Below are 23,172 nucleotides of genomic sequence, written 5' to 3'. Positions count from 1 at the left end.
TTCGCGGGCGGATGTTCCGCGGGGTGGTCGTCGCCCGGGCCTTCCGCCGGACATCCGCCCGGCGCGGATCACTCTAACGGAGCAGCCCGGTGGTCGGGTCCGATGCGGAGTACCTGGCCGGTCCAGTTTTCGCGCAGCCGCCGGTCGTGCGTGGCGGCGACGATCGCGCCCGGGCTGGTGCCGAGTGCGTCCTCCAGTTCGTCGCACAGGGTGGGGGAGAGGTGGTTGGTCGGTTCGTCCAGCAGCAGCAGATGCGGCGGGTCGGCGATGAGAAGCGCGAGGGCGAGGCGGCGGCGTTGTCCGACGGACAGTTCGCCGACCGGCCGGGAAGCTTCGCGATTGGTCAACAGCCCCAACGAGTTCAGCGGTACGGCTGCGACGCGTTCCGGGCCTAGCGACGCGAGATATGTGGCGCGGGCGGTGCGTTGGGGGCGGGCGAAAGTGGTGTCCTGGCTGAGGATTCCGGTGGTGATGTCGGGTTGCCGGGTCGCGCCTTCTGCGGGGAGTTCTCCGGCCAGGAGGAGAAGCAGCGTTGACTTTCCCGCGCCGTTCGGGCCGGTGACCAGCAGCCGGGTGGCGGGCCGGATCTCCAGGCGGGCTACGGAAAGCCGGTTCGGCAGACTCACCTTGTCCAGTGTGACAAGGGTTTCCTGCGGGTTCTCGACGGCCAGCGTGCGCGGGCGGAACCGCAGCGGCGGCGGTGGCGCGGGGAGCTGGGCGCGTTCCCGTTCGTCCAGCCGTCGTGTCGTGGCCCGGACCCGGCGGGAGATCTGGTTCTGCACCCGGCCGGACCGGCGGCCGAGGCCCATTTTCTCGTTGTCCGGCGCGAGGCGGCCCGGCGCGACCCGATGCGCGGCGCCGCTCAGCGCGTCGCGCAGTTCCTCCAGTTCTTCCTGCTCTTCGGCGTACTGCCGTTCCCAGCGCTCGCGTTCGGCGCGTTTCCAGCCGAGGTACTCGGTGTAGGTGCCACCGTGGCGTACTGGTCCGTCCGGGGCCGGGTCGAGGTCGAGAATGTCGGTGCACACCGCGTCGAGGAAGGCTCGGTCGTGACTGGCGAACACGACGGCGCCGGGCAGTTCGCGCAGCTGGGCTTCGAGGAACGCGGCGGCTTCGGCGTCGAGGTGGTTGGTCGGTTCGTCGAGCAGCACCGCGGACGGACGGCGGACCAGCAGATCCGCCAGCGCGAGCCGTCCGCGCTGGCCGCCGGAAAGCGAGCCGAGCGTGCGCTCGCGGGCGATCTCGGCGAGCCCGAGGCCGGCGAGCACGATCTCCGCCCGGCGGTCCGCGTCCCATGCCTCGTGTTGCTGGGCCAAGTCGAGCAACTCGGCGTACTCGGTCAGGAGGGCAGCATCTTCCGGCGCTTCGGTGAGCAGCGCCGCGACGCGGTCGAGTTCGGCCAGCGTCTCGCGGGCCGCGGTGAGGGCTTGAGCGATTACGTCGGCGACCGTTTCCGCCGGGTCGAAGGGCATTTCCTGGTGCAGGAAGCCAAGATCCGGCGGCCGCTCGACCTCGCCGCGGTCCGGCGCGTCCACGCCCGCGAGCACTCGCAACAGCGTCGATTTCCCGGTGCCATTCTCGCCGATCACCCCGATCCGGCGGCCGGGGGCGGCGGTGACCGACACTCCGTCGAGCACGCGCCGTCCCCCGAGCACCCGCACGATCTCGTGCGCGCGCAGGGCGGTCATTCCGCGATCCCGGCCGTTTCCCGGAGCTGCCCGTTTTCCAGCCGCAGCCAGCGGTCGACGCCGATCTCGGCCAGGAACCGCTCGTCGTGGCTGACCACCACGAACGCGCCCTGGTACGCGTTCAGCGCGCTTTCCAGCTGTCCGGCGCTGACGAGGTCGAGGTTGTTCGTCGGCTCGTCGAGCAGCAGCAGTTGCGGGGCGGGCTCGGCGAACAGAACGCACGCGAGCGTCGCGCGCAGCCGTTCGCCGCCGGACAGCACGCCGACCGGCAGATGCGCCCGTGCACCGCGGAACAGGAAGCGCGCCAACAGGTTCATCCGGTCTGCCGGAAGCATTTCCGGTGCGGCGTCCGCGAAATTCTCCGCGACCGTGCGTTCGGAATCCAGCAAATCGAGCCGCTGCGACAGATACGCGACGCGCCCGTCCGCGCGGCTGATCTCTCCCGCGTCCGGGGCGAGGGTGCCGTGCATCAGCCGCAGCAACGTCGACTTGCCCACTCCGTTCGGCCCGGTCAGCGCAATCCTTTCCGGGCCCCGGATCGACAAATCCGCGCCGTCGCCCGCGAACAGCTCGCGCACGCGAAGATGCTTGCCGTCGAACAACGTCCGCCCCGCCGGTACCGCGGTTTTCGGCAGCTCCAGGCTGATCTTCTGATCCTCCCGCAACGACCGTTCCGCCTGGTCAAGCTTGGCCTTCGCCGCGCTGACCCGCGCCGCGTGCGTGCCGTCCGCCTTCGCCGCGGACTCCTGCGCGTTGCGCTTCATGGTGCCTGCGAAGATCTTCGGCAGCCCGGCGTTGGACAGGTTGCGCTTCGCGTTGCTCGCTCGCTTGTCCGCGCGTTCCCGGGCCTGCTGCATTTCGCGCTTCTCGCGTTTGACCTCTTGTTCGGCGTTGCGGATATTCTTTTCCGCGACCTCGCGTTCGGCCTGCACCGCCTGTTCGTATTCGGTGAAATTGCCGCCGTAGAACCGGATTTCGTCCGCGCCGAGTTCGGCGATCCGGTCCATCCGGTCGAGCAGCGCCCGGTCGTGGCTCACCACCAGCAGGCAGCCGGACCAGTCCGAGAGCACGTCGTAAAGCTGCTGCCGGGCGGTGTGGTCGAGGTTGTTGGTGGGTTCGTCGAGCAGCAGGATGTCCGGGCTGCGCAACAACTGCGCGGCGAGGCCGAGGGAGACGACCTGGCCGCCGCTGAGCGTGCCGAGCAGCCGGTCGAGCGCGAGATCGCCCAGCCCGAGCCGGTCCAGCTGGGCCCGGGTGCGGTCCTCGATGTCCCAGTCCGCGCCGATGACGGTGAAGTGCTCCTCGGCCGCGTCGCCTCCCTCGACGGCCGTGATGGCCTTGAGGATCGCGTCGATGCCCAGCACCTCGGCGACCGTGCGATCCGCGGTGAGCGGCAGGTCCTGCGGGAGATACCCGAGCACCCCGTCGACGGCGACGCTGCCCGCGGCCGGTTTCAGCTGCCCGGCGATGAGCTTGAGCAGAGTGGACTTGCCGGCCCCGTTGGGTGCGACGAGCCCGGTGCGGCCCGCTGGGAAAGTCGCGGAGAGCTGGTCGAAGACGAGGGTGTCGTCGGGCCAGGAGAAGGAGATTCCGGACAGGACGATACGAAGATCGGACATGGTGCGGCCTCGCGGGTGGATCGGCAGGGCTCGGCCCTGCTGGGGTTGGCGTGGACGACGTGGGTGGGGGCCATCCGCGACCTGCCCGGCTTGGTGCCTGGGCTTCCCCCGACCGGCGCGCTCGTGCGCAGCCGTTTCGGGTTGCCTCGCCGCCCGTGGGTCTCGCGACCGGCACGGGGGAACCTCCGCCGCGCGGTCTTGGCCGCGCAGGGGTCAGCGAGGGGCCGGTGCCGTCATGGCCCGTGCCCCGGGCTCACCCGGAGATGTCGTCTTCACCCACCACGATAGGAATCCTCTTGGATCGAGTCTGCTGTCCGTTGATCAGGATACCAGGAAGCGGACGGCGCGCATCCGAGTTCCACAGTGGACGGACAACGGTTCAGAACGTCTGGCCCAGCCGCTCCAGCAACGGCGCCGCCTCCGCCAGCACCGCCAGCTCCTCCGGCGAGAACCCCGAGCTGAGCGAAGCCGCGAACTGGCGCATCCGGGCGTCGCGGCGAGCCCGCAGCACCTCGCTGCCCTCGGGAGTCAGCGAGACGATCATCTGCCGTCCGTCGGCGGGGTCGGCGTCGCGGGCGACGAAGCCGCGCGCGGACAGGCCGCTGATGGTCGTGCTCATGGCCTGCGGGGTGATCTGCTCGGCGCGGGCCAGCGCGGCGGTCGTGGCCGGGCCGTCGCGGTCGAGGCGGGACAGGGCGGAGCGTTCCGGCAGCGACAGTTCTGCCGCGACCTGGCTTTGGCGCAGCCTGCGGGCGATCAGGCTGACCGCGCCGTACAGCGTCGCGGCCAGTTCGTCGGGGGCGGACATGGGAAGAGGCTAGAGCAGGTACTCCCGCACGGCGGAGAAGTCGCCCGCGTCGGAGATCAGGCCGACGTAGCCGTCGGGGCGGAGCAGGACGAGGGTCCGGTCGGCCGGGGAGTACGCGCGGGCGAGGTGGCCGGAGGAATCGGCGATCTCGTCGTCGGCGGCGGGCTGGGCGACGACGTGGAAGGTGCGGACAGGGCCGACGTTCAGCAGGGTGAAGCGTCCGGCTCGGGTTCGCTGACCCGCGGTGTCAGTCACGCCGAGACGCTTCCGGCCCGCGGATGCCAGGCCGCGGCACTGCACCCCAAGGTGCGTCCCCGCTCACCTCCGCAACCGTCGCAAGCTTCGTTTCCCCATCACCGCCAGAACCGGCTTCGCCGCCATCCACTCGCCGAACCGGTACTCCCGCGCGGGCACCAGCCGTTCCGCCAGGTCTGGCCGGAGCCGTCGCAGGTAGTGGCGTGCCTTTTCCGCGTGCAGGGAATCCGAGACGATCTTGATCCGGTCCGCGTCCTCGATCAGCGGCACCGCGTGGAGGACGTTCTCCCACGTCGACCGGCTCTCCGTTTCGAGCACCAGCGGGCCGCGGTAGCCGTGCGCCCGTGCGTACCGCGCCATCAGCGACGCCTCCGGCTCCGGGCCGCCCACCGCTCCGCCGCACAGGACCAGGCGCGATCGGTCCGGCGCCTGCGAACGTACTGCCGCTCGCACTCGCCAACGATTCACGAAATTGGCCCGCGACCCGCCATTGCGGTAGCCGAGCACGACCACCGCCTCGCCGGTGCCCGACGTTCCGGGGCGGCCGCCCATCTCACGGCGCGAGGATCGCCAGTGTTCCCATTCGGCCCAGCCGAACAACGCGACGAAAAGCAGCAGAAAACGGCGCGGCACCCACCCGATCCTACCATTGTCCACAATGGACGAATCAGGCGAAGAAAGACGCACGTCTGGAACTTGTCGATCCGCGAAGGTACTGTCACACGAACCGCTACGTCGCCGTCCGGTAGTCGGGAGGAGCAGTGTCGCTCGGAGGGATACCGTCGCAGGGCTCCGCCGTCCTGCGGCCGCCGATCGCCGATTCGTGGCGCCGGTCCCGGCTGTTCGGCGTCGCGCCGGAGCTGGACCGGGCCGCTATTTCGATCGGCGACGTCGATCCGCGCAGCAGGCTGATGACCGCCGCCCGCCCGGTGCTGGACCAGCTCGTCGAGCAGCTGACCGGCACCCGGTTCTCCATCCTGCTCGCCGACCGCGACTGCCGCCTCGTCTTCCGCTGGTTCGGCGACCGCCGCCTGCAGCACCAGCTGGAGGAACTCGGCGTGCTGCACGGTTCGCAGCTCAGCGAAGGCCGCGTCGGCACGAACGCGCTCGGCACGCCGCACGAATCGCGCCAGGCGGTGGAAATCCACGGACAGGAGCACTACGCCGACGCGTTGAAGCGGTTCAGCTGCTACGGCCATCCGATCCGGCATCCGCTCACCGGGCGCATCGAGGGCGTCCTCGACATCACCGGCGAAAGCGACAGCAGCAACCCGCTGTTCGGGCCGCTGGTGAAACGCGTCGTCGGCGACATCGAACAACTCGTGCTGGAGAGCGCCCGCGCCTGCGAACGGCGGCTGTTCCTGGCGTTCCAGCAGGCCACGCACCACCGCAGCGTGCCGGTCGCGGTGCTCGGCGGCGATCTGGTGTTCGCCAACGAAACCTGCATCGAACACCTTCGCCCGGCCGATCCGACCCTGTTGCGCACGTTGCTGCCGCAGGTGCCGGAACGCGGAGTATTCGACACCCGCCTCGAAGTGGGTGACGGAATCAGTCTTTCGGTCGTAGCCGAACGCGTGGAGGGATCGACGGACGGCGCCGTCTTCCGCATCGCGCGGAGCACCAGCAGCCGAAAACCGACGCCCGCGGCCGTAAAACCCGCCCGCTCAGTCCTCGTCACCGGCGAACCGGGCACCGGCCGGACCACCGAAGCCCGTACGCGAGCCGGCGTCGACGATCCGGTCGTCCTGCACGCCGCCGCCGCGCTGCGCGAGGAACCGCGAGCCTGGGCAACAAGATTCACTGAACTCGTCACCCAGCCGCGCACCGCCGTCGTCCTGGACGACGTGCACCTGCTCCCGGAAAGCCTGCTCCCGTTGGTCGGCGAGGCGCTCGACAACCGAGAATCGGCGCGGTTGCTGCTCACTTCCGTCCCGTCGGACGCGATGTCGCCGGCCGTCGCGGCGATCGTGGCGAGATGCGCCGAAACCGTCGCCCTCGCCCCGTTGCGCGAGCGTCTCGACGACCTGCCCGCCATCGCTGCGGCCATGCTCCGCGACGAATACCCGGACCGGAAACCGCACTTCACCGGCACCGCGCTGGCGGCGCTGCGGACGCATCCGTGGCCGGGCAACCTGCACGAACTGCGCGCGGTGCTGCGCGAGGTGTCCCGCCTTCCCTACACCGGGGTGATCGACCTCGCCCAGCTGCCGCCCGCCTACCGCGGCAGTTCCCGCACGAGGCAGCTCGGCGGGCGCGAACTCGCCGAACGGAACGCGATCGTCACGGCGTTGCGCGCCAGCGAAGGCAACAAGCTGCGCGCGGCCCGCGAACTCGGCATCAGCCGCACCACGCTCTACCGCCGCATGCAGGCGCTCGGCGTGACCGACGACTGTCCACTTCTGTAACACTTCGCCCCCGGTCCGCCGGGTGACGATGACCTCCGTCACAACGAAGTGAGGAGGCGCCAGGTGACCGCAACGGTGGAATTCCCCCTGCACACCCAGGTCCGGGAGTTCGTGTCCGGCCCGCTGGAGCTCTTGATCGGCGGGCGCTGGGTCCCGGCCGCGTCGGGCCGGACGTTCCCGACCTACGACCCGGCCACCGGGGAGAAGATCGCCGAGGTCGCGCACGGCGAGGCCGAGGACGTCAACCGCGCCGTCGCCGCCGCGCGCAAGGCTTTCGACGAGGGCCCGTGGGCGGCGATGAAGCCGAACGAGCGCGAACGGCTGATCTGGCGCATCGGCGATCTGCTGTCCGAACGGGCGGAGATCTTCGGCCAGCTCGAAGCGCTCGACAACGGCAAGTCCGCGGCGATCGCGACGGCGGTGGACACCGGCTGGGCCGCCGACGTCTTCCGCTACTACGCGGGCTGGGCGACCAAGATCGAAGGCAGCACGGTGAACGTGTCGATGCCGTTCGCGCCGGACGCCCAGTTCCACGCCTACACGCTGCGCGAGCCGGTCGGCGTGTGCGGGCAGATCATCCCGTGGAACTTCCCCGCTGCTGATGGCCGCGTGGAAGATCGCGCCGGCGCTCGCCGCGGGCAACACCGTGGTGCTCAAGCCCGCCGAGCAGACGCCGCTGACCGCGCTGCTGCTGGGCAAGCTGTTCGAGGAAGCCGGATTCCCGCCCGGCGTGGTCAACATCGTCACCGGGTTCGGCGACGCCGGCGCCGCGCTGGCCGCGCACGACGGCGTCGACAAGGTCGCTTTCACCGGTTCGACCGAGGTGGGCAAGAAGATCGTCCAGGCGGCGAGCGGGAACCTCAAGAAGGTTTCCCTCGAACTGGGCGGGAAGAGCCCGAACGTCGTGTTCGCCGACGCCGATCTCGACCTCGCGGTGCCGGGTTCGGTCAACGCGTGGATGTTCAACCACGGCCAGTGCTGCGTCGCCGGAACGCGGCTGTACGTGGAGGACACCATCTTCGAGGAGTTCACCCAGGCGGTCGCGCAGGCGGCGAGCCAGGTGAAGATCGGGCCGGGCCTCGACCCGGAAACCCAGCTGGGCCCGATGGTTTCGCAGGAGCAGTTCGACCGCGTCTCGCGCTACCTCGGCGAAGGCCTCGCCGACGGGGCCCGCGCGCTCACCGGCGGAAAACGCTGGGGCGACACCGGATACTTCATCGAGCCGACCGTTTTCGTCGACGTGAAACCGGAATTCAGCATTGTCCGCGAAGAAATCTTCGGCCCGGTCGTGGCGGCCATGCCGTTCAACGCCGAACAGGGCGTGGCCGCCGCGGCCAACAACAGTGAATACGGCCTGGCCGCCGGGGTCTGGACACGCGACGTCGCGAAGGCGCACCGTACTGCCAAGGAACTGAAGGCCGGCTCGGTGTGGGTCAACCAGTACAACGGCTTCGACACGGCGATGCCGTTCGGCGGCTACAAGCAGTCCGGCTGGGGCCGGGAACTGGGCGCGGCCGCGCTCGACCTCTACACGCAGACCAAGTCCGTGAACATCGCGCTGTGATCCGCCCGCTCGAACAAAGGAGTTCCCGATGAAGACGAAAGCAGCGGTCGTCTACGAGGTGGGCAAGCCGATCGAGGTGGTCGAGCTCGACCTCGAAGGCCCCGGCGAGGGCGAGGTGCTGATCCGGTACACGCACGCCGGCCTGTGCCATTCGGACGTGCACATCGCGCACGGCGACCTGGAGGCCCGGCTGCCGATGGTGCTCGGCCACGAGGGCGCGGGCATCATCGAGGACGTCGGCCCCGGCGTCACCCGCGTCAAGCCGGGCGACCACGTGGTGTGCTCGTTCATCCCGAACTGCGGCGTGTGCCGCTGGTGTTCCACCGGGCAGCAGGCGATCTGCGACATGGGCGCCACGATCCTCGAGGGCTACCTGCCGGGCGAGCGGTTCCCGTTCAGCGGCCCCGGTCCGGTCAAGGAATACGGCGCGATGTGCATGCTCGGCACGTTCAGCCAGTACTCGACCATTCACCAGAACTCGGTCGTGAAGGTCGACGACGACCTGCCGCTCGACAAGGCGGTGCTGGTCGGCTGCGGCGTCCCGACCGGATGGGGTTCGGCGGTCAACGCGGCCAATGTGCGCCCGGGCGAGACGGTGATCGTGTCCGGCGTCGGCGGCATCGGCATCAACGCGGTGCAGGGCGCGCGCTACGCCGGCGCGAAGAACGTGATCGCGCTGGACCCGCTGGAGAACAAGCGCGAAAAGGCGATGGAACTCGGCGCGACGCACGCGGTCGCGACGCCGGAGGAAGCGGCCGAGCTGGCGCAGTCTTTCACCAACGGCAACGGTGCGGACAAGACGATCGTCACCGCGGGCATCGTCACCGAGGAGATCGTGACCGGCGCGTTCAACGCCACCGGCAAGGGCGGCACGATCGTGCTGACCGGGCTGAACAAACTGTCGGTCAACAACGTCAACCTGCCCGGTTCGATCCTGACGCTGTTCAAGAAAACGGTGAAGGGCAGCCTGTTCGGCGACTGCAACCCGACCACGGACATCCCGAAGATCCTCGGGCTGTACCAGAGCGGGGACCTGAAGCTCGACGAGATCATCACCCGCACGTACACGCTGGAAGAGGTCAACCAGGGGTACGACGATCTGCTGGAGGGCCGGAACGTGCGCGGCGTGCTGGTCCACGACGCGCCGTGACGGCTTTGTCGGCGGACTGCGGGCCGGTTTCCGGTCCGCAGTCCGCGGTCCCCCTCCTGACCGCGGACGTGGTCGGCCGCCAGCGCGAGATCGAACTCCTGCTGGCCGGTCTCGACTGCGGCGCGCACGTCGTGCTCGAAGGTCCGCCCGGCACCGGAAAAACCACGCTGCTACGCGCCGTCGCGGAGGCGGGCGGTTCGCCGTTCGTGTTCGTGGAAGGCAACGCCGAGCTGACCCCCGCCCGCCTGGTCGGGCAGTTCGATCCTTCCCGCGTGCTGGCCGAAGGCTACGTGCCGGAGACCTTTGTGGACGGTCCGCTCATCGAGGCGCTGCGCACCGGCGGCCTGCTGTACGTCGAGGAAGTCAACCGAATCCCGGAAGAGACGCTCAACGTCCTCATCACGGTCATGTCGGAAGCCGAACTCCACGTGCCCCGCCTGGGCCGGGTACGCGCGGCGGACGGTTTCCGTTTGGTAGCCGCGATGAACCCGTTCGACGCGGTCGGCACCGCACGGATCTCGTCGGCCATCTACGACCGGGTCTGCCGGATCGTGATGGGCTACCAAAGCCAAGACGAGGAAAGCGACATCGTCGCCCGCCGCAGCCCGGCGGTCCCCGCGGAATGGCGGGCCAAAGTCGTGGACCTGGTACGCCGCACTCGCGAGCACGCCGACCTCCGGGTCGGTTCGTCCGTCCGCGGCGCGATCGATCTGGTGCGGCTGGCGGTTTCGCTGGCCCGCATCCGCGGTGCGTCGGCCACCGACTGGAGAATCGGCCACGACGCCGCGCTGGCCGCTCTGTCCGGCCGGATCGGCCTGCACGAATCCAGCGGCCGGACCCCGGAATCGGTGATCGACGAACTCTATGTCGCGGTCTTCGGCGCGGAATCGCCGCCGCCGGACTCAGAAGGCGGTGACCCGCCGGGGGAAGCCTGAGCCCGCCACCGGCGGGCCCTCCACCGCAACGCCCACCCCGCCCGGGTTCGGCGCGCAGCAGCACCACGCCGCGCGCCGAGCTTTCCCGCAACGCCCGCTTCGCGGAAATCTCGCCCGAGGTCGGGGTACTGGACGAGGAAGCGTTCAGCGCGGCCTTCCGCGAGGACGCCGACGAGGCAATGGCCTTGCTGGTCGAGATGAGCAAGGCGACCGACGAATCCCTGCGCGCAGCCGCCCGCGGACTGGCCCGGCGCCTGATGATCGACGTCGCCCGCCGCGGCGTCGCCCGCGGCCGGGGAGTGGGAAAGCTGCGCCGAGACCGAGCCGACCGAGGCGGCGAACTCGACCTCGACCGGTCGTTGCCCGCGTTGGTGGACGCGGCGGCAGTCGGCGGCGTTCCGGCACTGGACGACCTCGTGGCACGCCGATGGGCGCGCCCGGAATTGGCTCTGTGCCTGGTGATCGACACGAGCGGGTCGATGACGGGCGCACGGCTGGCCGCTGCCGCGCTCACCGCGGCGGCGTGTTCGTGGCGGGCGCCGGTGGAACACGCGGTGGTGTCTTTCGCCCGGACAGCGGAGATCATCCGGCCGCTGCGGTCGTCCCGGTCGAAAGCGGCGGTCGTGGAGTCGGTCTTGTCGTTGCGCGGCCACGGCGTAACGGCATTGGCGGCGGCGCTGCGCAAGGCGAACGAACAACTCGCGGCGTCGCGGGCGGCTCGCAAGACGGTGCTCCTGCTGTCGGACTGCCGGGCGACGGACGACCAAGATCCGCTGCCCGCCGCCCGGGCGTGCGAGGAACTGCTGATCCTCGCCCCGGCCGAGGATTGCGAGGAGGCCGAACGCCTCGCCCGCGACTCGGGCGCGCGATGGCAGCCCCTCAGCGGCGCCGCGGCCGCTCCTGCCGCACTGGCCACCCTGCTAGATCACCCATGAGCGCTCGCCAGACGCACGCCCACCTATCCGCACGCCGCGCCCCAATAGCAACAACCCACTCAAGCCGCGTAAAAACCGCCACCGCTGCACCCAAACAGCGTGGCACCCAGCCCTTCCCTCAACCCCGAACCGTCAGCACAATCAAACTTCGGGGTGCCCCACGCAACCGCTAACCGGCAATGCCGCCCGCCAGGGCGACGAGCCGAAAAAGGCCCTCAAACCCCAGGCTCCCCAACCAAAACCTCATCGGCAAACCCAGCCGCCAGCGCCCGCAATCCAGCATCCAAATACAAAGTCAAATCCGCATCAGCCCGAGCCGACCACCGCTCATAAGCCGCCCGGCACGTAGCGAGAACCGCTCGCCCCACCGCCAGCGGATACAACGAATCCTCTCCCTGCCCAGTCCGCCGAGCCACGAACTGGATAACCGCCCGCTCCCAAGCGTCGTAATGCCGAGTAGCACTAGCCGCCAGCTCAGCGACAGTACTGAGCAAATTCATCCGCATCCGCAGCTCAGGCACATCCTCGGCCCGGTAATGATTGGCGGCCAAAACCGCCCGCCGCACAGCCTCCAGCACCGGGACATCCTCCGGCGAATCCGCGAGCAGTTCCCGGATCGTGTCGACCTCGGAATCGAACTCGTTCCACAAGACATCAGACTTGGCGTCGTAATACCGGAAGAACGTCCGCCGGCTCACCCCGGCCGCGGCCGCGATCTGATCGACCGTCGTCTCATGAAAACCCTGCTCGGTGAACAGCCGCAACGCGATCTCCTCGAGCTGCCGAGCACTGGTTCCCCGAGGCCGCCCCCGCCGAGGCCGCGCCTCGCCGCCTGGATCAGCAGCCATGCCGCCCCCTCCCGCGAACGCTTCTGTCACCCGGTGACACTACTCGGCCCCGCGCCCCCGGCACCCGTCCGGCACAAGCCCGAAACACCCCGGCTCATTCCGGCCGCTCCTCCCCGCGCACCCAGGAGTCCAGCACGATCAACGTGCGCGTGCTCGTGATCCGGTGGCTGCGCCGCAGCTCGTCGATCGTGCTCTGCAGATGCGCCATGTCGCGGCTGCGCAGCCACACCACCGCGTCCGGGTCGCCGGCGATGGTGAACACCGCCTGCGCTTCCGGAATCCGGGTGGTGGTCTCGACGATCTCCGCGACGTTCGTGCTGCCGAAGAACCTCAGCTGCGCGAACGCCTCGATGCCCCAGCCGAGTTTCGCGTGGTCGACCTGCACGGTGAAGCCGGTGATCACGCCCTTCTCCCGGAGCCGGTCGACGCGCCGCTTCACCGCCGCGGTGGAGAGCGACACCCGCGCGGCGATGTCCGAGAACGTGCGCCGGGCGTCCTCGCGGAGCAACGCGATGATCTCGTGGTCGGTCGCGTCCAGCAGTTCTTCGGCCATGAGCGGCATCGTACGCAACAGATGTGCCCGATCGGCCCTCTCGCGCGTCGTCTTTTGCGTCCTTGCTACTACAGTGGCCGGGCACGTTGCGCCGGGGTCCGAGCGTGAGGTGAGGTGGCTCACGTCCCAACGGCGGGTGCCCGTGGGCTTGATGGCGTGCGGAAAGGAAGTGCGGATGAACGCCTTCACGTTGGAAGACCGGTACGTGCGCGAAGCGGGCACCGTCTACTTGACCGGGGTGCAGGCGCTGGTGCGCGTCCTGCTCGACCGGATCCGGCTCGACCGGCTGAACGGCGCCGATTCCGCGGCCTTCGTCTCCGGGTACCAGGGTTCGCCGCTCGGCGGGTTCGACCTGGAACTGGCGCGGCGGGCGGCCTTGCTGGCCGAGCACAACATCGTGCACAAGCCGGGCGTCAACGAGGAACTCGGCGCGACCGCGGTGATGGGCAGCCAGCTGGCCGCCCGGGCAGGCACGATGCGGCACGACGGCGTGGTCGGCATGTGGTACGGCAAGGCCCCTGGCCTCGACCGGGCCACCGACGCGCTGCGGCACGCCAACCTCGCCGGCGCCGACCCGCGCGGGGGCGCGGTCGCGCTGGTCGGCGACGACCCCAACGCGAAATCCTCGACCATCCCGTGTGCGTCCGAGCACGCGCTCGCCGACCTCGCGATGCCGGTGTTCTTCCCGGCCGACGCGCAGGACGTGCTGGAGCACGGCAGGCACGCGGTCGAACTTTCCCGCGCGAGCGGGCTGTGGTCCTCGATGAAGATCGTCGCGAACGTCGCCGATTCCGGCGGCACCGCGCTGGTCGACACGGACTGGACCGCGCCGGAAATGCCCGAAGGCGCGTACAAGCACCAGCCGAACAGCCGTCTTCTCGGACCGGAGCTGATCACGCTCGAGCACAGCCTGCACCGCGTGCGGCTGCCGCTCGCGATGGAATACGTGCGGGCCAGCGGAATCAACCGGATCGTCCGGTCCGGACCGGACGACCGCGTCGGCATCGTCACGGCCGGAAAGTCCTATTTGGACCTGCGGCAGGCGCTGCGGATGCTCGGCCTCGACGAGTCCGAACTGTCCCGTTACGGCATCCGGCTGCTGAAGCTCGGCGTCGTGTACCCGGTGGAACCCGGCATCATCAAGGAATTCGCCGAGGGCCTCGACGAAATCCTGGTGATCGAGGAGAAGCGCGCGCTGGTCGAACCGGCGATCAAGGAGATCCTCTACGGCCGCACCGGCGCGCCGCGCGTGTACGGCAAAACCGATCCGCGCGGCCAGGTGCTGTTCACCGAACTCGGCGAACTGGACCCCGACCGCATCGCGAGCGGCCTGGCCAAGCGCCTGCCCGACGCGGAACCCGTCGCCGCGTGGAAGCAGCGGCGCCGCCGCGAGCGGATTTCCGTGCCGCTGCTGGCCCGCACGCCGTACTTCTGCTCCGGCTGCCCGCACAACTCGTCCACCAAGGTCCCGGACGGCACGCTCGTCGGCGCCGGGATCGGCTGCCACACCATGGCTTTGTTCATGGAGCCCGAGCAGGTCGGCGAGGTCGTCGGGCTGACCCAGATGGGCGGCGAGGGCGCGCAGTGGATCGGCATGGCCCCGTTCGTCGAGACGCCGCACCTGATGCAGAACATCGGCGACGGCACGTTCATGCACTCCGGCAGCCTCGCCGTGCGCGCGGCGGTGGCGGCCGGCGTCGACATCACCTACAAGCTGCTTTACAACTCCGCGGTCGCGATGACCGGTGGTCAGGACGCGGTCGGCGGGCTGTCCGTCGAGAAGGTCGCGGCGCTGCTGCTGACCGAGGGCGCGGCGAAGGTCGTCATCACCTCGGACGCGCCGCGGCGGCTGCGGAAGCGCAAGCTGCCGCGCGGCGTCGAGGTGCGGGACCGGTCGGAACTTCTTCGTACGCAAGAGGAACTGGCCGCGCACCGCGGGGTCACGGTGTTGATTCACGAGCAGGAGTGCGCGGCGGAGAAGCGGCGCAAGCGTCGTCGCGGGAAGCAGGAAACGCCGGCGCGCAAGGTCTTCATCAACGAACGCGTCTGCGAAGGCTGCGGCGACTGCGGCGTGAAGTCGAATTGTCTTTCGGTGCAGCCGGTCGAGACGGAGTTCGGCCGCAAAACCCAGATCCACCAGGCGTCCTGCAACGTCGACTACTCGTGCCTCGACGGCGACTGCCCGTCGTTCCTGACTGTCGTCCCGACCGGCGAGGTCAAGCGGCGCCACCTCGCCCCGATCAGCGCGGACGTCCTGCCGGAACCGGCGAAAACCCTGTCCGACGTCGCGGTGCGGATCACCGGCATCGGCGGCACCGGCGTGGTCACCGTCGCGCAGATCCTCGGTGTCGCCGGGGTTCTCGACGGCAAGCAGGTGCGCACCCTCGACCAGACCGGCCTCGCGCAGAAGGGCGGCGCGGTCGTTTCGGACGTGAAGATCTCCACCGGCGCGGTCGAGCAGGCCCCGAAGCTCGCCAACGGGGAGTGCGACCTCTACCTCGCGTGCGACGCGCTGGTCGCCGCCGACCCGGCGTACCTCGGCGTGGCCGACGCCGAGCGGACCGTCGCCGTCGTGTCCACTTCGGAGGTTCCGACCGGGCGCATGGTGGTGGACAAGGAAGTTTCCTACCCCGACCAGTCCAGCATCCGCGGCGCGCTCGGCGACGCGACCGCCGCCGGGCACTACCTCGACGCGCGCGGCCTCGCCGAGCAGATCTTCGGCGACGACCAGTTCGCCAATATCCTCCAGCTCGGCGCGGCCTACCAGACCGGGTCCCTCGCGGTCACCGCGGAAAGCCTGGAACAGGCCATCAGGATCAACGGGACCGCGGTCGAGACGAACCTGCAGGCGTTCCGGCGCGGCAGGCAGCTGGTCGCCGACCCGGACGCGCTCAACGCGGAACTCTCGCCGTCCTCGTCGGCGGAGGCCCCGGCCGCGGCCGACGCGGAAGCGGTCCGCCGCGTGCGCTCGCTGGTGCACGCGGACGGCGAACTCGCCCGGGTGCTCGACCTGCGCGTTCCGGACCTCATCGCCTACCAGGACGAGCGGTACGCGCGGGAGTACGCCGAGTTCGTCGAGCGGGTCCGCACCCGGGCCGGCGCTTCGGTGGCCGAGGCGGTCGCGCGGAACCTCTACAAGCTCATGGCCTACAAGGACGAGTACGAGGTCGCCCGCCTGTCGCTGGACCCGCGGCTGACCGCGGAAATCGAAGCCCAGTTCGGCGTCGGCACGCGGTTCGCGCACCGGCTGCACCCGCCGGTGCTGCGCGCGCTGGGCATGAACCGCAAGATCAGCCTCGGCGGACGCAGCTTCCGGCCCGCGTTCGCGGCGCTGCGGGCCATGCGCAAGCTGCGCGGGACGAAGCTGGACCCGTTCGGGCGCGCCGAGGTCCGGCGGGTCGAGCGGGCGCTGATCGGGGAGTACCGGCAGGCCCTGGAGCGCGCGCTCGAGGTGGCCGGCCGCGGCGACGCCCGGCTGGTCGAACTGGCCGCGCTGCCGGACTCGGTGCGCGGGTACGAGGAGATCAAGCTGGCCAACGTCGCGTCCTATCGGAAGCGGCAGGAGGAGCTGCTGCGGGAACTGGAGACGCCGGACTCGGTGCGGGTCGCCACCGCCTGAGCCGCTGGCGCCAGGTCGGCGGCGGATTCCGTCCGGAATTGCCTTAATTGAAGCGTGATCAACCACTTCACCCGACATTGAACGCGGATTCCGTGCCGGACTTCCGCGAAGTCTCCGAAACGGCGAGAAGCCGGGCAAACCCCGGTCTTCTCGCCGTTTCGGCTTTTCCGCCGCGCCCGGCCCGCCCGGAAGAGTCGGGTAGGTGTCACACCATCGGGTGGTCCTGGCGAACCTCGTCGGGCGACCCGCGTCCGTCCCCCGATCAGTGGGGTGGGCGGCGCCCGGCGGGGTGGTCCGACGGCAACCCCGTGACCAGCGCGGACGCCCCGAATCCCCTAATGCCCCTATTCGGGGGAGCGGCGAAGTCCCTAGTGGGTGCCCCGGCTAACCCGGGTGACCCCCCGATGGCGGGCATTCGGCGGAGTCCTATGTTCGGAAAAGGAGCCGGCTCTGGGGCCGGCTCGTCCGGTTTTCGGACACCCCACCCCGATCCGTTGTCACCACAGGAGAATACGAACTATGGGCCCGGTGCAGACGCTGCACGAATTCGCGCTGAACCTGCTGAACGACCCGCAGTCGCTGGCGGAGTACAAGGCCGACCCGCAGGGGGTGCTGAACGGTGCCGGCCTGGGCGAGCTGAACCCGTCGGACGTGCAGGACATCATGCCGCTCGTCATGGACAGCGCCCCGCTGCCGGCCGCTCCCGCCGCCCCGGGCATCCCGGCCGTGCCGGGCGTGCCCGCCGCGCCGAGCGTTCCGTCCGCCGACCTGGGCGGCGCCTTCGACAAGGCGGACGCCGCCGCCGAGCCGGTCGCGCACCAGGCGGGCGACGCCCTCGGCGGTCTCGCCGGCGGCCTGCCGAACCTCGCCCCGGTCTTCGAGGGCGTCAGCAACGTCGCGGGCGAGACCGGCCTGAACACCGTCACCCACGGTGTGCTGGGCGCGGTCTCCGGCGTGCTGGACCACGTCGCCGCCGCGACCCACCCGGTCCCGGTCGTCGGCCCGATCCTCGACGCCGCCGCGATCGACACGCAGAACACCGTCAACGCGGTGGGCGAGCACGTCTTCGACGGCAAGCTCGTCGGCTCCGCGGTCGACGCGACCACCAACCACCTCGGCGACGCGCTGACCTGGAAGGCCGTCGTGTCCGAGTCCGGCAAGCTCCCGGCCGTCGGCGGCCCGGTCAGCAGCCTCGTCGAGGACGTCCGCCAGGGCGGTTCGAAGCTGCTCGGCACCGTCAACGAGGCGATCGGCTCGACCCCGGTCGGCGTCCACGGCGACGACGTCCGCGCCGACCTGACCCAGGCGACCGGCGACCTGACCCACGCGGGCGACCTGTCCGGCACGCTGGACCACGTCACCGGCGCGGTTCCGGGCCTCCCGGCGGTGCCGGGCGTCGGCGAACTGCCGCAGGTCCCGGGCGTCGGCTCGCTGCCGCAGGTGCCGGGTGTCGGTTCGCTTCCGGCCGTGCCGGGCGTCGGCTCGCTGCCGCAGGTCCCGGGTGTCGGCTCGCTGCCGCACGCCCCGGCCGTCCCGGGCGTCGGCGAACTGCCGCACGCCCCGGCGCTGCCGGCCGCCCCGAACGCGGGTTCGCTGACCCACGCGATCGAGGGCGCGACCGCGCACGCTCCGGCCGTCAACGCGGCTGCTCAGCACGTCACGAGCACCGTTCAGGACGCGGCCGAGACCGGCACGCAGCACGTGTCGGCCGGCGACCTGCCGGAAGCCGCGCACGCCGCGCCGCTCAACGAGGTCCAGAACCACCTGCACGACGTGGCGGGCGGCCTCGAGTCGCACGCGAGCAACGTGCACCTGGACAGCCTGCACCTGGGGCACTGATCCCGGCGCACCAAGGGTTTTCCCGCCGCGGGCTCGGACCGGTCACGGTCCGGGCCCGCGGTTTTTCGGGCCGGGCGAGAGTTGCGGTGCGGCAACGGCGTTTCGGCGATCGTGAACGGTGTCGGCACCGCGTACGCCTGCTGGTCCACCACGCGGAAGCCGGCTAGCGAGGTTCCGGGATCGCCGGATCGCAGCAGCCGGTCATCCGGGGCAGTTCGCGGTTGACCTCGGCCAGTTCGGCGGCGACCGCGTGGCACGGTTCGCACGCCGCGAGGTGTTCGGCGAGGATTCCGGCCCGGCGGGCGGGCAGGGTGCCGCGCAGCCACGCGCCCATCCGGCGGCGGACTTCTTGGCACTGCGGCAATTTCGCGTCCGGCACCTGGACTTGCAGGTACGCCTGCCGCAGTCCCTCGCGGGCGCGGCGGGCGAGCACGGCGACGCCGTTCGGGGAAACGCCGAGCACCGGCGCGAGTTCCGCCGGGGTGTCGCCTTCGGCCGACATCCGCCACAACACCGTTCGCCAGCGGCCGGGCAGGGTGCGGTAGGCCGACCAGACAAGGCGGTCTTCCGAGCGCATGACGGCGAGTTCGTCCGCTCCGCCGTCGAGAGTTACGGGTTCCGGAACCGTGGCGTAGAGATCGATGCGGTTTTCGTGGCGGCTCCACCGGGCGAAGAGATTTCGCATGGTGGCCACGAGATACGCCGGCGCGTTCGACTCCGGGCCGCCGCCGGCCGCGACGGTGCTGAGCACGCGCGCGAACGCTTCGGCGACCAGGTCGTCGCGTTCGGCCTGCTGGCGCACCAAACCGGCGGCGACGCGGCGCATCAGCGTGACGTGCCGCCGGAACAATTCCCCGCCGGCCTGGCAATCTCCGGCGCGTACGGCGGCGAGGAGCTCGGCGTCGGTGCGCTCGTCCTCGTCCGCCTCGGTGACCAGCGTGCTGCCCAGTGTCGCGTCCACCGTGCACCTCCCACCGGACCGGCCCACACCTCGTCACGCGGGACTGCTGAAAGTAACTGGTACAGCAGTGTACTCCATACGCCGCGGCGAGCCGGGCATCCGGACGCGCGTTTCCGCGCCCGTCGCCGCTGTCAGCCGAACGGGGAAGTCCGGGCCGCTCAAGGACATTTCGTTCGGCGGCCGACTGTCCGAAGTGGACTATTGACGGACGGTCAGGAAAGCTCTCCGGCCAATTCGGCGAAATAGGGCGTCATCGCCGGGGGGTAGTCGGCGAAGTCCGGTTTCGGCGTGCCCTCGAAGGCGGCGGCGAACAGGTCGAGGTAGTACTCCCAGCCGGGTCCGGCTTCCGGGATCTTGTCCGCCGAATCGAGGTGGTGCACCAGCTGGAGTTCCGTTGCCGCGCCGCGGGACTCGAGCCGCAGTTCCATCCGCCAGGCCCCCGATTCGTCGGTGGACGAAACAGCCAGCCGCCGCGGCGGCTCGCACGCGTCGACGCGGAGGTCCATCCAGGGCTGCTGTTCCTCGAACGCCATCTGGACGCGGATCATCCGACCGGGTGCCCCGTCGCCCTCCCAAGGGCCGAACCAGCGCGCGGTGCGTTCGGGTTCGGTGAGCGCGGCCCACACGTCGTCGATCGGGGCGCGGAAGGTGCGCGGCACAACCAGGTCGATGCTGTCGGCGAGGCGGTGCGCTCTCGCGGTGGGCACGGGTTTCATGCGGTGTGTTCCTCTCCGGGGGAGGTGTCCCGGCGGCGTTCGCGACGGGTGCGGTGGACCTCGGTCTCCAGCGCGTCGAGCCGCTGCTGCCAGGCCGGCGGGGCGAGAAGCCGGGTGAGCCAGGCGGCGAGTTCGGCGAAGCCTTCCGGGTCGAGCGAGTAAAACCGTTGCCTGCCCACGAGTTCGTCGCGCACCAGCCCGCTTTCCCGCAGCACGCGCAGATGCCGCGACACCGCGGGACGGCTGATGGCGAAACGCGCGGCGATCTCGCCGGCGGGCAGGCGCTGGTGCCGCAGGAGCGCCAGGATGTCCCGCCGCACCGGGTCGGCGATCGCGCTGGCGGCCAGGTCCACGGCGGAAGCGTAACGCAGCGGTTACGCGTTCGGCAAGGACGTCACGGCCAGGTCGAAGCGCCGCCGCGGCGTTTGCGGACCTCTTTCCCGGTGCCGTGCGGGAAGCCGTGTTTGACGAGCCGGACCTCGGCGAGTTCGTCGGCGCTGGTGACGGTGAGGAACAGGCTCAGCAGCAGGCTGATCAGCAGCGCGGCGACGATCATCCCGGCGGGCATCGGCGTGACCAGCGTGAGGACGACGTAACCGGCGATCAGCCACGGCAGCGCCTCGACGAAGATCCGGAACGCGAAGCGCAGCACCCAGGTTTTCGCGGTCGCGTCGTACAGCACCCACTCGCGGTACTCGTCGGGGAGTACTCCGCCGTACACGTAGTGCAGCCAGCGCACCGGACCGGGTCGCTTCATCCCCGCCGGGTACCCCGGGCTCAGGCGGCGTACGCCCCGAGCTTGGCCGGGTTCATCAGCCAGAACACGCGGTGGATGCCCTCGGCCGACGCCGACACGGTCAGCACCGCGGTGACGGTCCCGCCGTGGCTGACCACCGCCGCGGGCTGGCCGTTGACCTCGCTCCAGCGCACCTCGGTGCCGGGCCAGAACCGGTTGGCGAACGCGCGGACGTACTTCGCCACCGTGCCCGCGCCGACCACCGGAATCCGCGTCGCGCGGACCGCACCGCCGCCGTCGGAGTAGCTGACGACGTCTTCGGCGAGCAGTTTCTCCAGCGTCGCCAGGTCGCCGGAGCGCGCGGCGGCCACGAACGCTTCGAGCAGCCGCCGCTGTTCGGCCGGTTCGACCGGCGTCCGGCGTTCCGCGGCGAGGTGTTTGCGCGCCCGGCTGACCAGCTGGCGCGCGTTCCCCTCGGTGGTCTGCACGATGTCGGCGATCTGCTGGTACGGATAGTCGAACGCCTCGCGCAGCACGTACGCGGCTCGTTCCGTCGGCGGCAGTTTCTCCAGCAGGAACAGCACCGCCACCTCGAGTGCGGCGGCGCGCTCGGCGCCGAGCTGCGGATCGGCGGACGTGTCGATCGGTTCGGGCAGCCACGGGCCGACGTAGGTTTCGTGCCGGACGCGCGCGGTCTGGCTCGCGGTGATGGCCAGCCGGGTCGTGGCGGTGGCGAGGAACGCGCCCGGGTCGCGGACGACCGAACGGTCGCAGGTCTGCCAGCGCAGCCAGACGTCCTGCAGGAGGTCCTCGGCGTCGGCGACGCTGCCGAGCATCCGGTAGGCGATCCCGAACAGCCGCGGCCGGACCTGCGCGAACACCGAGGCGGCCTCGGCGATTTCCTCCATCAGCGGCGCGTTCCTTCCAGTCCCGGCGGGCGATCGCGAGCTTAGCGGGCAGGGGTGTCACAAATCGGCGCGCTGCCCGGTCCTGACTGACGACGCTCGCGGCGGCCGTCGCGGCGGAAACGGAGGGAACGGGCATGAAGATCGTCGTCATCGGCGGGACCGGGCGGATCGGTTCGCGGGTCGTGCGGCTGCTGGAGGGGCACGAGGTCGTGGCGGCCGCGCCGAGCACCGGCGTGAACACCTTGACCGGCGAAGGGCTGTCCGGCGCGCTGCAGGGGGCCGACGTGCTGGTGGACGTGTCGAATTCGCCGTCGTTCGCGGACGACGACGTCATGGAATTCTTCCAGCGCTCGACCGGGAATCTGGTGCGAGAGGCCCGCGAGGCCGGAGTGGGGCATTTCGTCGCGCTTTCCGTCGTGGGTGCCGACGAGCTGCCGGATTCCGGATACCTGCGGGCGAAGGCCGCGCAGGAAAAGCTGATCCGGGAAAGCGGGCTGGACTGCACGATCGTGCGCGCGACGCAGTTCCTGGAGTTCGCGCTCGCGATCGCGGACACCTCGACGGCCGACGGCGTGGTGCGGCTTTCCGGCGCCGGCGCGCAGCCGATCGCCGCGGAGGACGTCGCGGCGGCGGTCGCGCGGGCCGCGGGCGAACCGCCGGTCGGCGGGATCGTCGAGATCGGCGGGCCGGACGTGCTGCCGATGGACGAGTGGATCCGGCGGGTGCTGACCGCGCGGAAGGACCCGCGCGAGGTGGTGACCGACCCGGCCGCGAAGTACTTCGGCACGGTGCTGGGCAAGGACAGCCTGGTGCCCGCGGAAGGCGCGTGGCGGGGGAAGATCGGGCTGGCGGAGTGGCTGAACTCGTGAGCGGCGATGCCGGTTAGAACCGGCATCGCCGCGCACGAGCTACGAAAGCTGGCCGTCGTAATCCGGCAGCTTGAAGCCCTTTTCGTAGTCCCCGCCTTCGAGGTCGGTGGACCGGTTCCCGATGTTCGCCGTGATCGTGTAGCCCTGTTCGGTCAGGTCCGCGCGGCAGCGCTGTTTGCCGTCGGCGGTGCCCTCGCCGGACTTGCGGGTGCAGATCGCGTCGATCGGGTAGCCCGCGCTGCTCAGCTGCTTGCGCGCCGAGGAGGAGCTGGTCCGCGCCGTCACGAACAGGACGGACACGTGGTGCCGGCCCGCCCACTGGGCGACCGCGAGCACCGGCCGGTTCGGTGCGCCGGGGTGGTATTCGGTTTCCAGCGAGGTGTTGTCGATGTCCAGCACGATCGCCAGCCCGGACCCGCCCCGCGCGACCCGGTCGGTCAGCCACGGGATGGCCGGGTCGACGGCTTCGCGCACGTCGGCCTGCCATTGGTCGTAGCTGGGCAGCTCGGACACCGCGGCCGAGGCGGTGGCCGGAGCGGCGACCAGCCCGGCGACGGCGAGAATCGCGGCGCAGGCGGTTTTGACGTTCATCGGCGCGTTTTTCTCCTTAGCGTGGCGGAAACTGCCGTCGAACACGCTAATCGCGCCGAGACTTTCGCTGCACCGTCGTTCGTCGGTTAATCGCGCGAAGGGAATTCGCGGGTTGTTCACCGGAAACTGTCGCCCGGTTCAGCGGGAGGCTGGCTGTCCGAGGACCGGACAGCCAG

The 23,172-nt window shown here is 70.4% G+C and carries 21 protein-coding genes and 1 pseudogene; 9 read left to right on the top strand and 13 right to left on the bottom strand.

The window, feature by feature from the left end; all coding sequences use genetic code 11:
* Positions 1–68 precede the first annotated feature (68 nt).
* The 5 genes from SSMG_RS29470 to SSMG_RS29450 form a co-directional block, all read right to left on the bottom strand.
* The gene (locus SSMG_RS29470) at positions 69–1,685 is read right to left on the bottom strand and encodes an ABC-F family ATP-binding cassette domain-containing protein (protein ID WP_009082075.1); all 1,617 of its coding nucleotides are present in this window, start codon (positions 1,683–1,685) and stop codon (positions 69–71) included.
* Entirely contained in the window at positions 1,682–3,304 is a 1,623-nt protein-coding gene (gene abc-f / locus SSMG_RS29465) for a ribosomal protection-like ABC-F family protein (protein ID WP_009082074.1), read from the bottom strand. The genes SSMG_RS29470 and abc-f overlap by 4 nt, the downstream gene beginning before the upstream one ends.
* Positions 3,305–3,683: 379 nt before the next feature.
* Entirely contained in the window at positions 3,684–4,112 is a 429-nt protein-coding gene (locus tag SSMG_RS29460) for a MarR family winged helix-turn-helix transcriptional regulator (RefSeq protein ID WP_009082072.1), read from the bottom strand.
* 9 nt (positions 4,113–4,121) lie between these two features.
* A complete protein-coding gene (locus SSMG_RS29455; RefSeq protein WP_037715227.1) occupies positions 4,122–4,367 on the bottom strand; it encodes a hypothetical protein in 246 nt (81 codons plus the stop codon).
* Positions 4,368–4,430: 63 nt separating this feature from the next.
* Entirely contained in the window at positions 4,431–5,000 is a 570-nt protein-coding gene (locus tag SSMG_RS29450) for a YdcF family protein (RefSeq protein WP_037715225.1), read from the bottom strand.
* A 128-nt stretch (positions 5,001–5,128) separates the two neighbouring features.
* On the opposite strand from SSMG_RS29450, the gene SSMG_RS29445 reads away from it, so the two are divergent.
* From SSMG_RS29445 to SSMG_RS29425, 6 genes and pseudogenes are all read left to right on the top strand, one after another.
* Positions 5,129–6,772 (top strand): sigma-54-dependent Fis family transcriptional regulator, encoded by a 1,644-nt coding sequence (locus tag SSMG_RS29445; RefSeq protein WP_009082066.1) that lies wholly within the window; start codon positions 5,129–5,131, stop codon positions 6,770–6,772.
* Positions 6,773–6,820: 48 nt separating this feature from the next.
* A pseudogene (locus SSMG_RS47270) lies at positions 6,821–7,312 on the top strand (aldehyde dehydrogenase family protein); the annotation flags it as partial.
* A 61-nt stretch (positions 7,313–7,373) separates the two neighbouring features.
* Entirely contained in the window at positions 7,374–8,336 is a 963-nt protein-coding gene (locus tag SSMG_RS29440; RefSeq protein ID WP_009082065.1) for an aldehyde dehydrogenase family protein, read from the top strand.
* A 28-nt stretch (positions 8,337–8,364) separates the two neighbouring features.
* Positions 8,365–9,486, top strand: a complete 1,122-nt coding sequence (locus tag SSMG_RS29435) for an NDMA-dependent alcohol dehydrogenase (RefSeq protein WP_009082064.1) — start codon at positions 8,365–8,367, stop codon at positions 9,484–9,486.
* Complete coding sequence (locus SSMG_RS29430; RefSeq protein WP_009082063.1) at positions 9,483–10,421, top strand: MoxR family ATPase; 939 nt, start codon at positions 9,483–9,485, stop codon at positions 10,419–10,421. Before SSMG_RS29435 ends, SSMG_RS29430 begins: the two co-directional genes overlap by 4 nt.
* A gap of 179 nt (positions 10,422–10,600) precedes the next feature.
* Positions 10,601–11,356, top strand: coding sequence for a VWA domain-containing protein (locus tag SSMG_RS29425; protein WP_050788312.1), 756 nt, complete (start codon positions 10,601–10,603; stop codon positions 11,354–11,356).
* 215 nt (positions 11,357–11,571) lie between these two features.
* On the opposite strand, the gene mftR is transcribed toward SSMG_RS29425, so the two are convergent.
* The gene (gene mftR / locus SSMG_RS29420; RefSeq protein ID WP_009082061.1) at positions 11,572–12,204 is read right to left on the bottom strand and encodes a mycofactocin system transcriptional regulator; all 633 of its coding nucleotides are present in this window, start codon (positions 12,202–12,204) and stop codon (positions 11,572–11,574) included.
* Positions 12,205–12,298: 94 nt separating this feature from the next.
* Positions 12,299–12,757 carry an Lrp/AsnC family transcriptional regulator gene (locus SSMG_RS29415; protein ID WP_009082060.1) on the bottom strand — a complete coding sequence of 153 codons (459 nt, stop codon included), beginning with the start codon at positions 12,755–12,757 and terminating at the stop codon, positions 12,299–12,301.
* 175 nt (positions 12,758–12,932) lie between these two features.
* On the opposite strand from SSMG_RS29415, the gene SSMG_RS29410 reads away from it, so the two are divergent.
* Positions 12,933–16,376 carry an indolepyruvate ferredoxin oxidoreductase family protein gene (locus SSMG_RS29410; RefSeq protein ID WP_037715223.1) on the top strand — a complete coding sequence of 1,148 codons (3,444 nt, stop codon included), beginning with the start codon at positions 12,933–12,935 and terminating at the stop codon, positions 16,374–16,376.
* A gap of 519 nt (positions 16,377–16,895) precedes the next feature.
* The gene (locus tag SSMG_RS29405) at positions 16,896–18,215 is read left to right on the top strand and encodes an IniB N-terminal domain-containing protein (protein ID WP_100266924.1); all 1,320 of its coding nucleotides are present in this window, start codon (positions 16,896–16,898) and stop codon (positions 18,213–18,215) included.
* 163 nt (positions 18,216–18,378) lie between these two features.
* On the opposite strand, the gene SSMG_RS29400 is transcribed toward SSMG_RS29405, so the two are convergent.
* The 5 genes from SSMG_RS29400 to SSMG_RS29380 all read right to left on the bottom strand — a co-directional run bounded on the left by SSMG_RS29400 (position 18,379) and on the right by SSMG_RS29380 (position 21,536).
* Entirely contained in the window at positions 18,379–19,176 is a 798-nt protein-coding gene (locus SSMG_RS29400; RefSeq protein WP_100266923.1) for a sigma-70 family RNA polymerase sigma factor, read from the bottom strand.
* Between the two features lie 212 nt (positions 19,177–19,388).
* On the bottom strand, positions 19,389–19,892 hold the full coding sequence (locus tag SSMG_RS29395) for an SRPBCC family protein (RefSeq protein ID WP_009082055.1): 504 nt from the start codon (positions 19,890–19,892) through the stop codon (positions 19,389–19,391).
* Complete coding sequence (locus SSMG_RS29390; protein ID WP_037715221.1) at positions 19,889–20,245, bottom strand: metalloregulator ArsR/SmtB family transcription factor; 357 nt, start codon at positions 20,243–20,245, stop codon at positions 19,889–19,891. The genes SSMG_RS29395 and SSMG_RS29390 overlap by 4 nt, the downstream gene beginning before the upstream one ends.
* A 41-nt stretch (positions 20,246–20,286) precedes the next feature.
* Positions 20,287–20,649 (bottom strand): DUF5313 family protein, encoded by a 363-nt coding sequence (locus SSMG_RS29385; protein WP_063631974.1) that lies wholly within the window; start codon positions 20,647–20,649, stop codon positions 20,287–20,289.
* Between the two features lie 20 nt (positions 20,650–20,669).
* Positions 20,670–21,536, bottom strand: coding sequence for an RNA polymerase sigma-70 factor (locus SSMG_RS29380; protein ID WP_009082049.1), 867 nt, complete (start codon positions 21,534–21,536; stop codon positions 20,670–20,672).
* 134 nt (positions 21,537–21,670) lie between these two features.
* On the opposite strand from SSMG_RS29380, the gene SSMG_RS29375 reads away from it, so the two are divergent.
* Positions 21,671–22,405 carry an SDR family oxidoreductase gene (locus SSMG_RS29375; protein WP_009082047.1) on the top strand — a complete coding sequence of 245 codons (735 nt, stop codon included), beginning with the start codon at positions 21,671–21,673 and terminating at the stop codon, positions 22,403–22,405.
* Between the two features lie 39 nt (positions 22,406–22,444).
* On the opposite strand, the gene SSMG_RS29370 is transcribed toward SSMG_RS29375, so the two are convergent.
* Positions 22,445–22,996 (bottom strand): HAD family acid phosphatase, encoded by a 552-nt coding sequence (locus tag SSMG_RS29370; protein WP_107487944.1) that lies wholly within the window; start codon positions 22,994–22,996, stop codon positions 22,445–22,447.
* Positions 22,997–23,172: the final 176 nt, after the last annotated feature.

The sequence above is a fragment of the Streptomyces sp. AA4 genome, assembly GCF_000158875.1.
In the GTDB taxonomy this organism is placed as follows: domain Bacteria; phylum Actinomycetota; class Actinomycetes; order Mycobacteriales; family Pseudonocardiaceae; genus Amycolatopsis.
The sequence above is the reverse complement of the archived record's forward strand: the minus strand, read 5'-3'. Positions and strand labels throughout refer to the sequence as shown.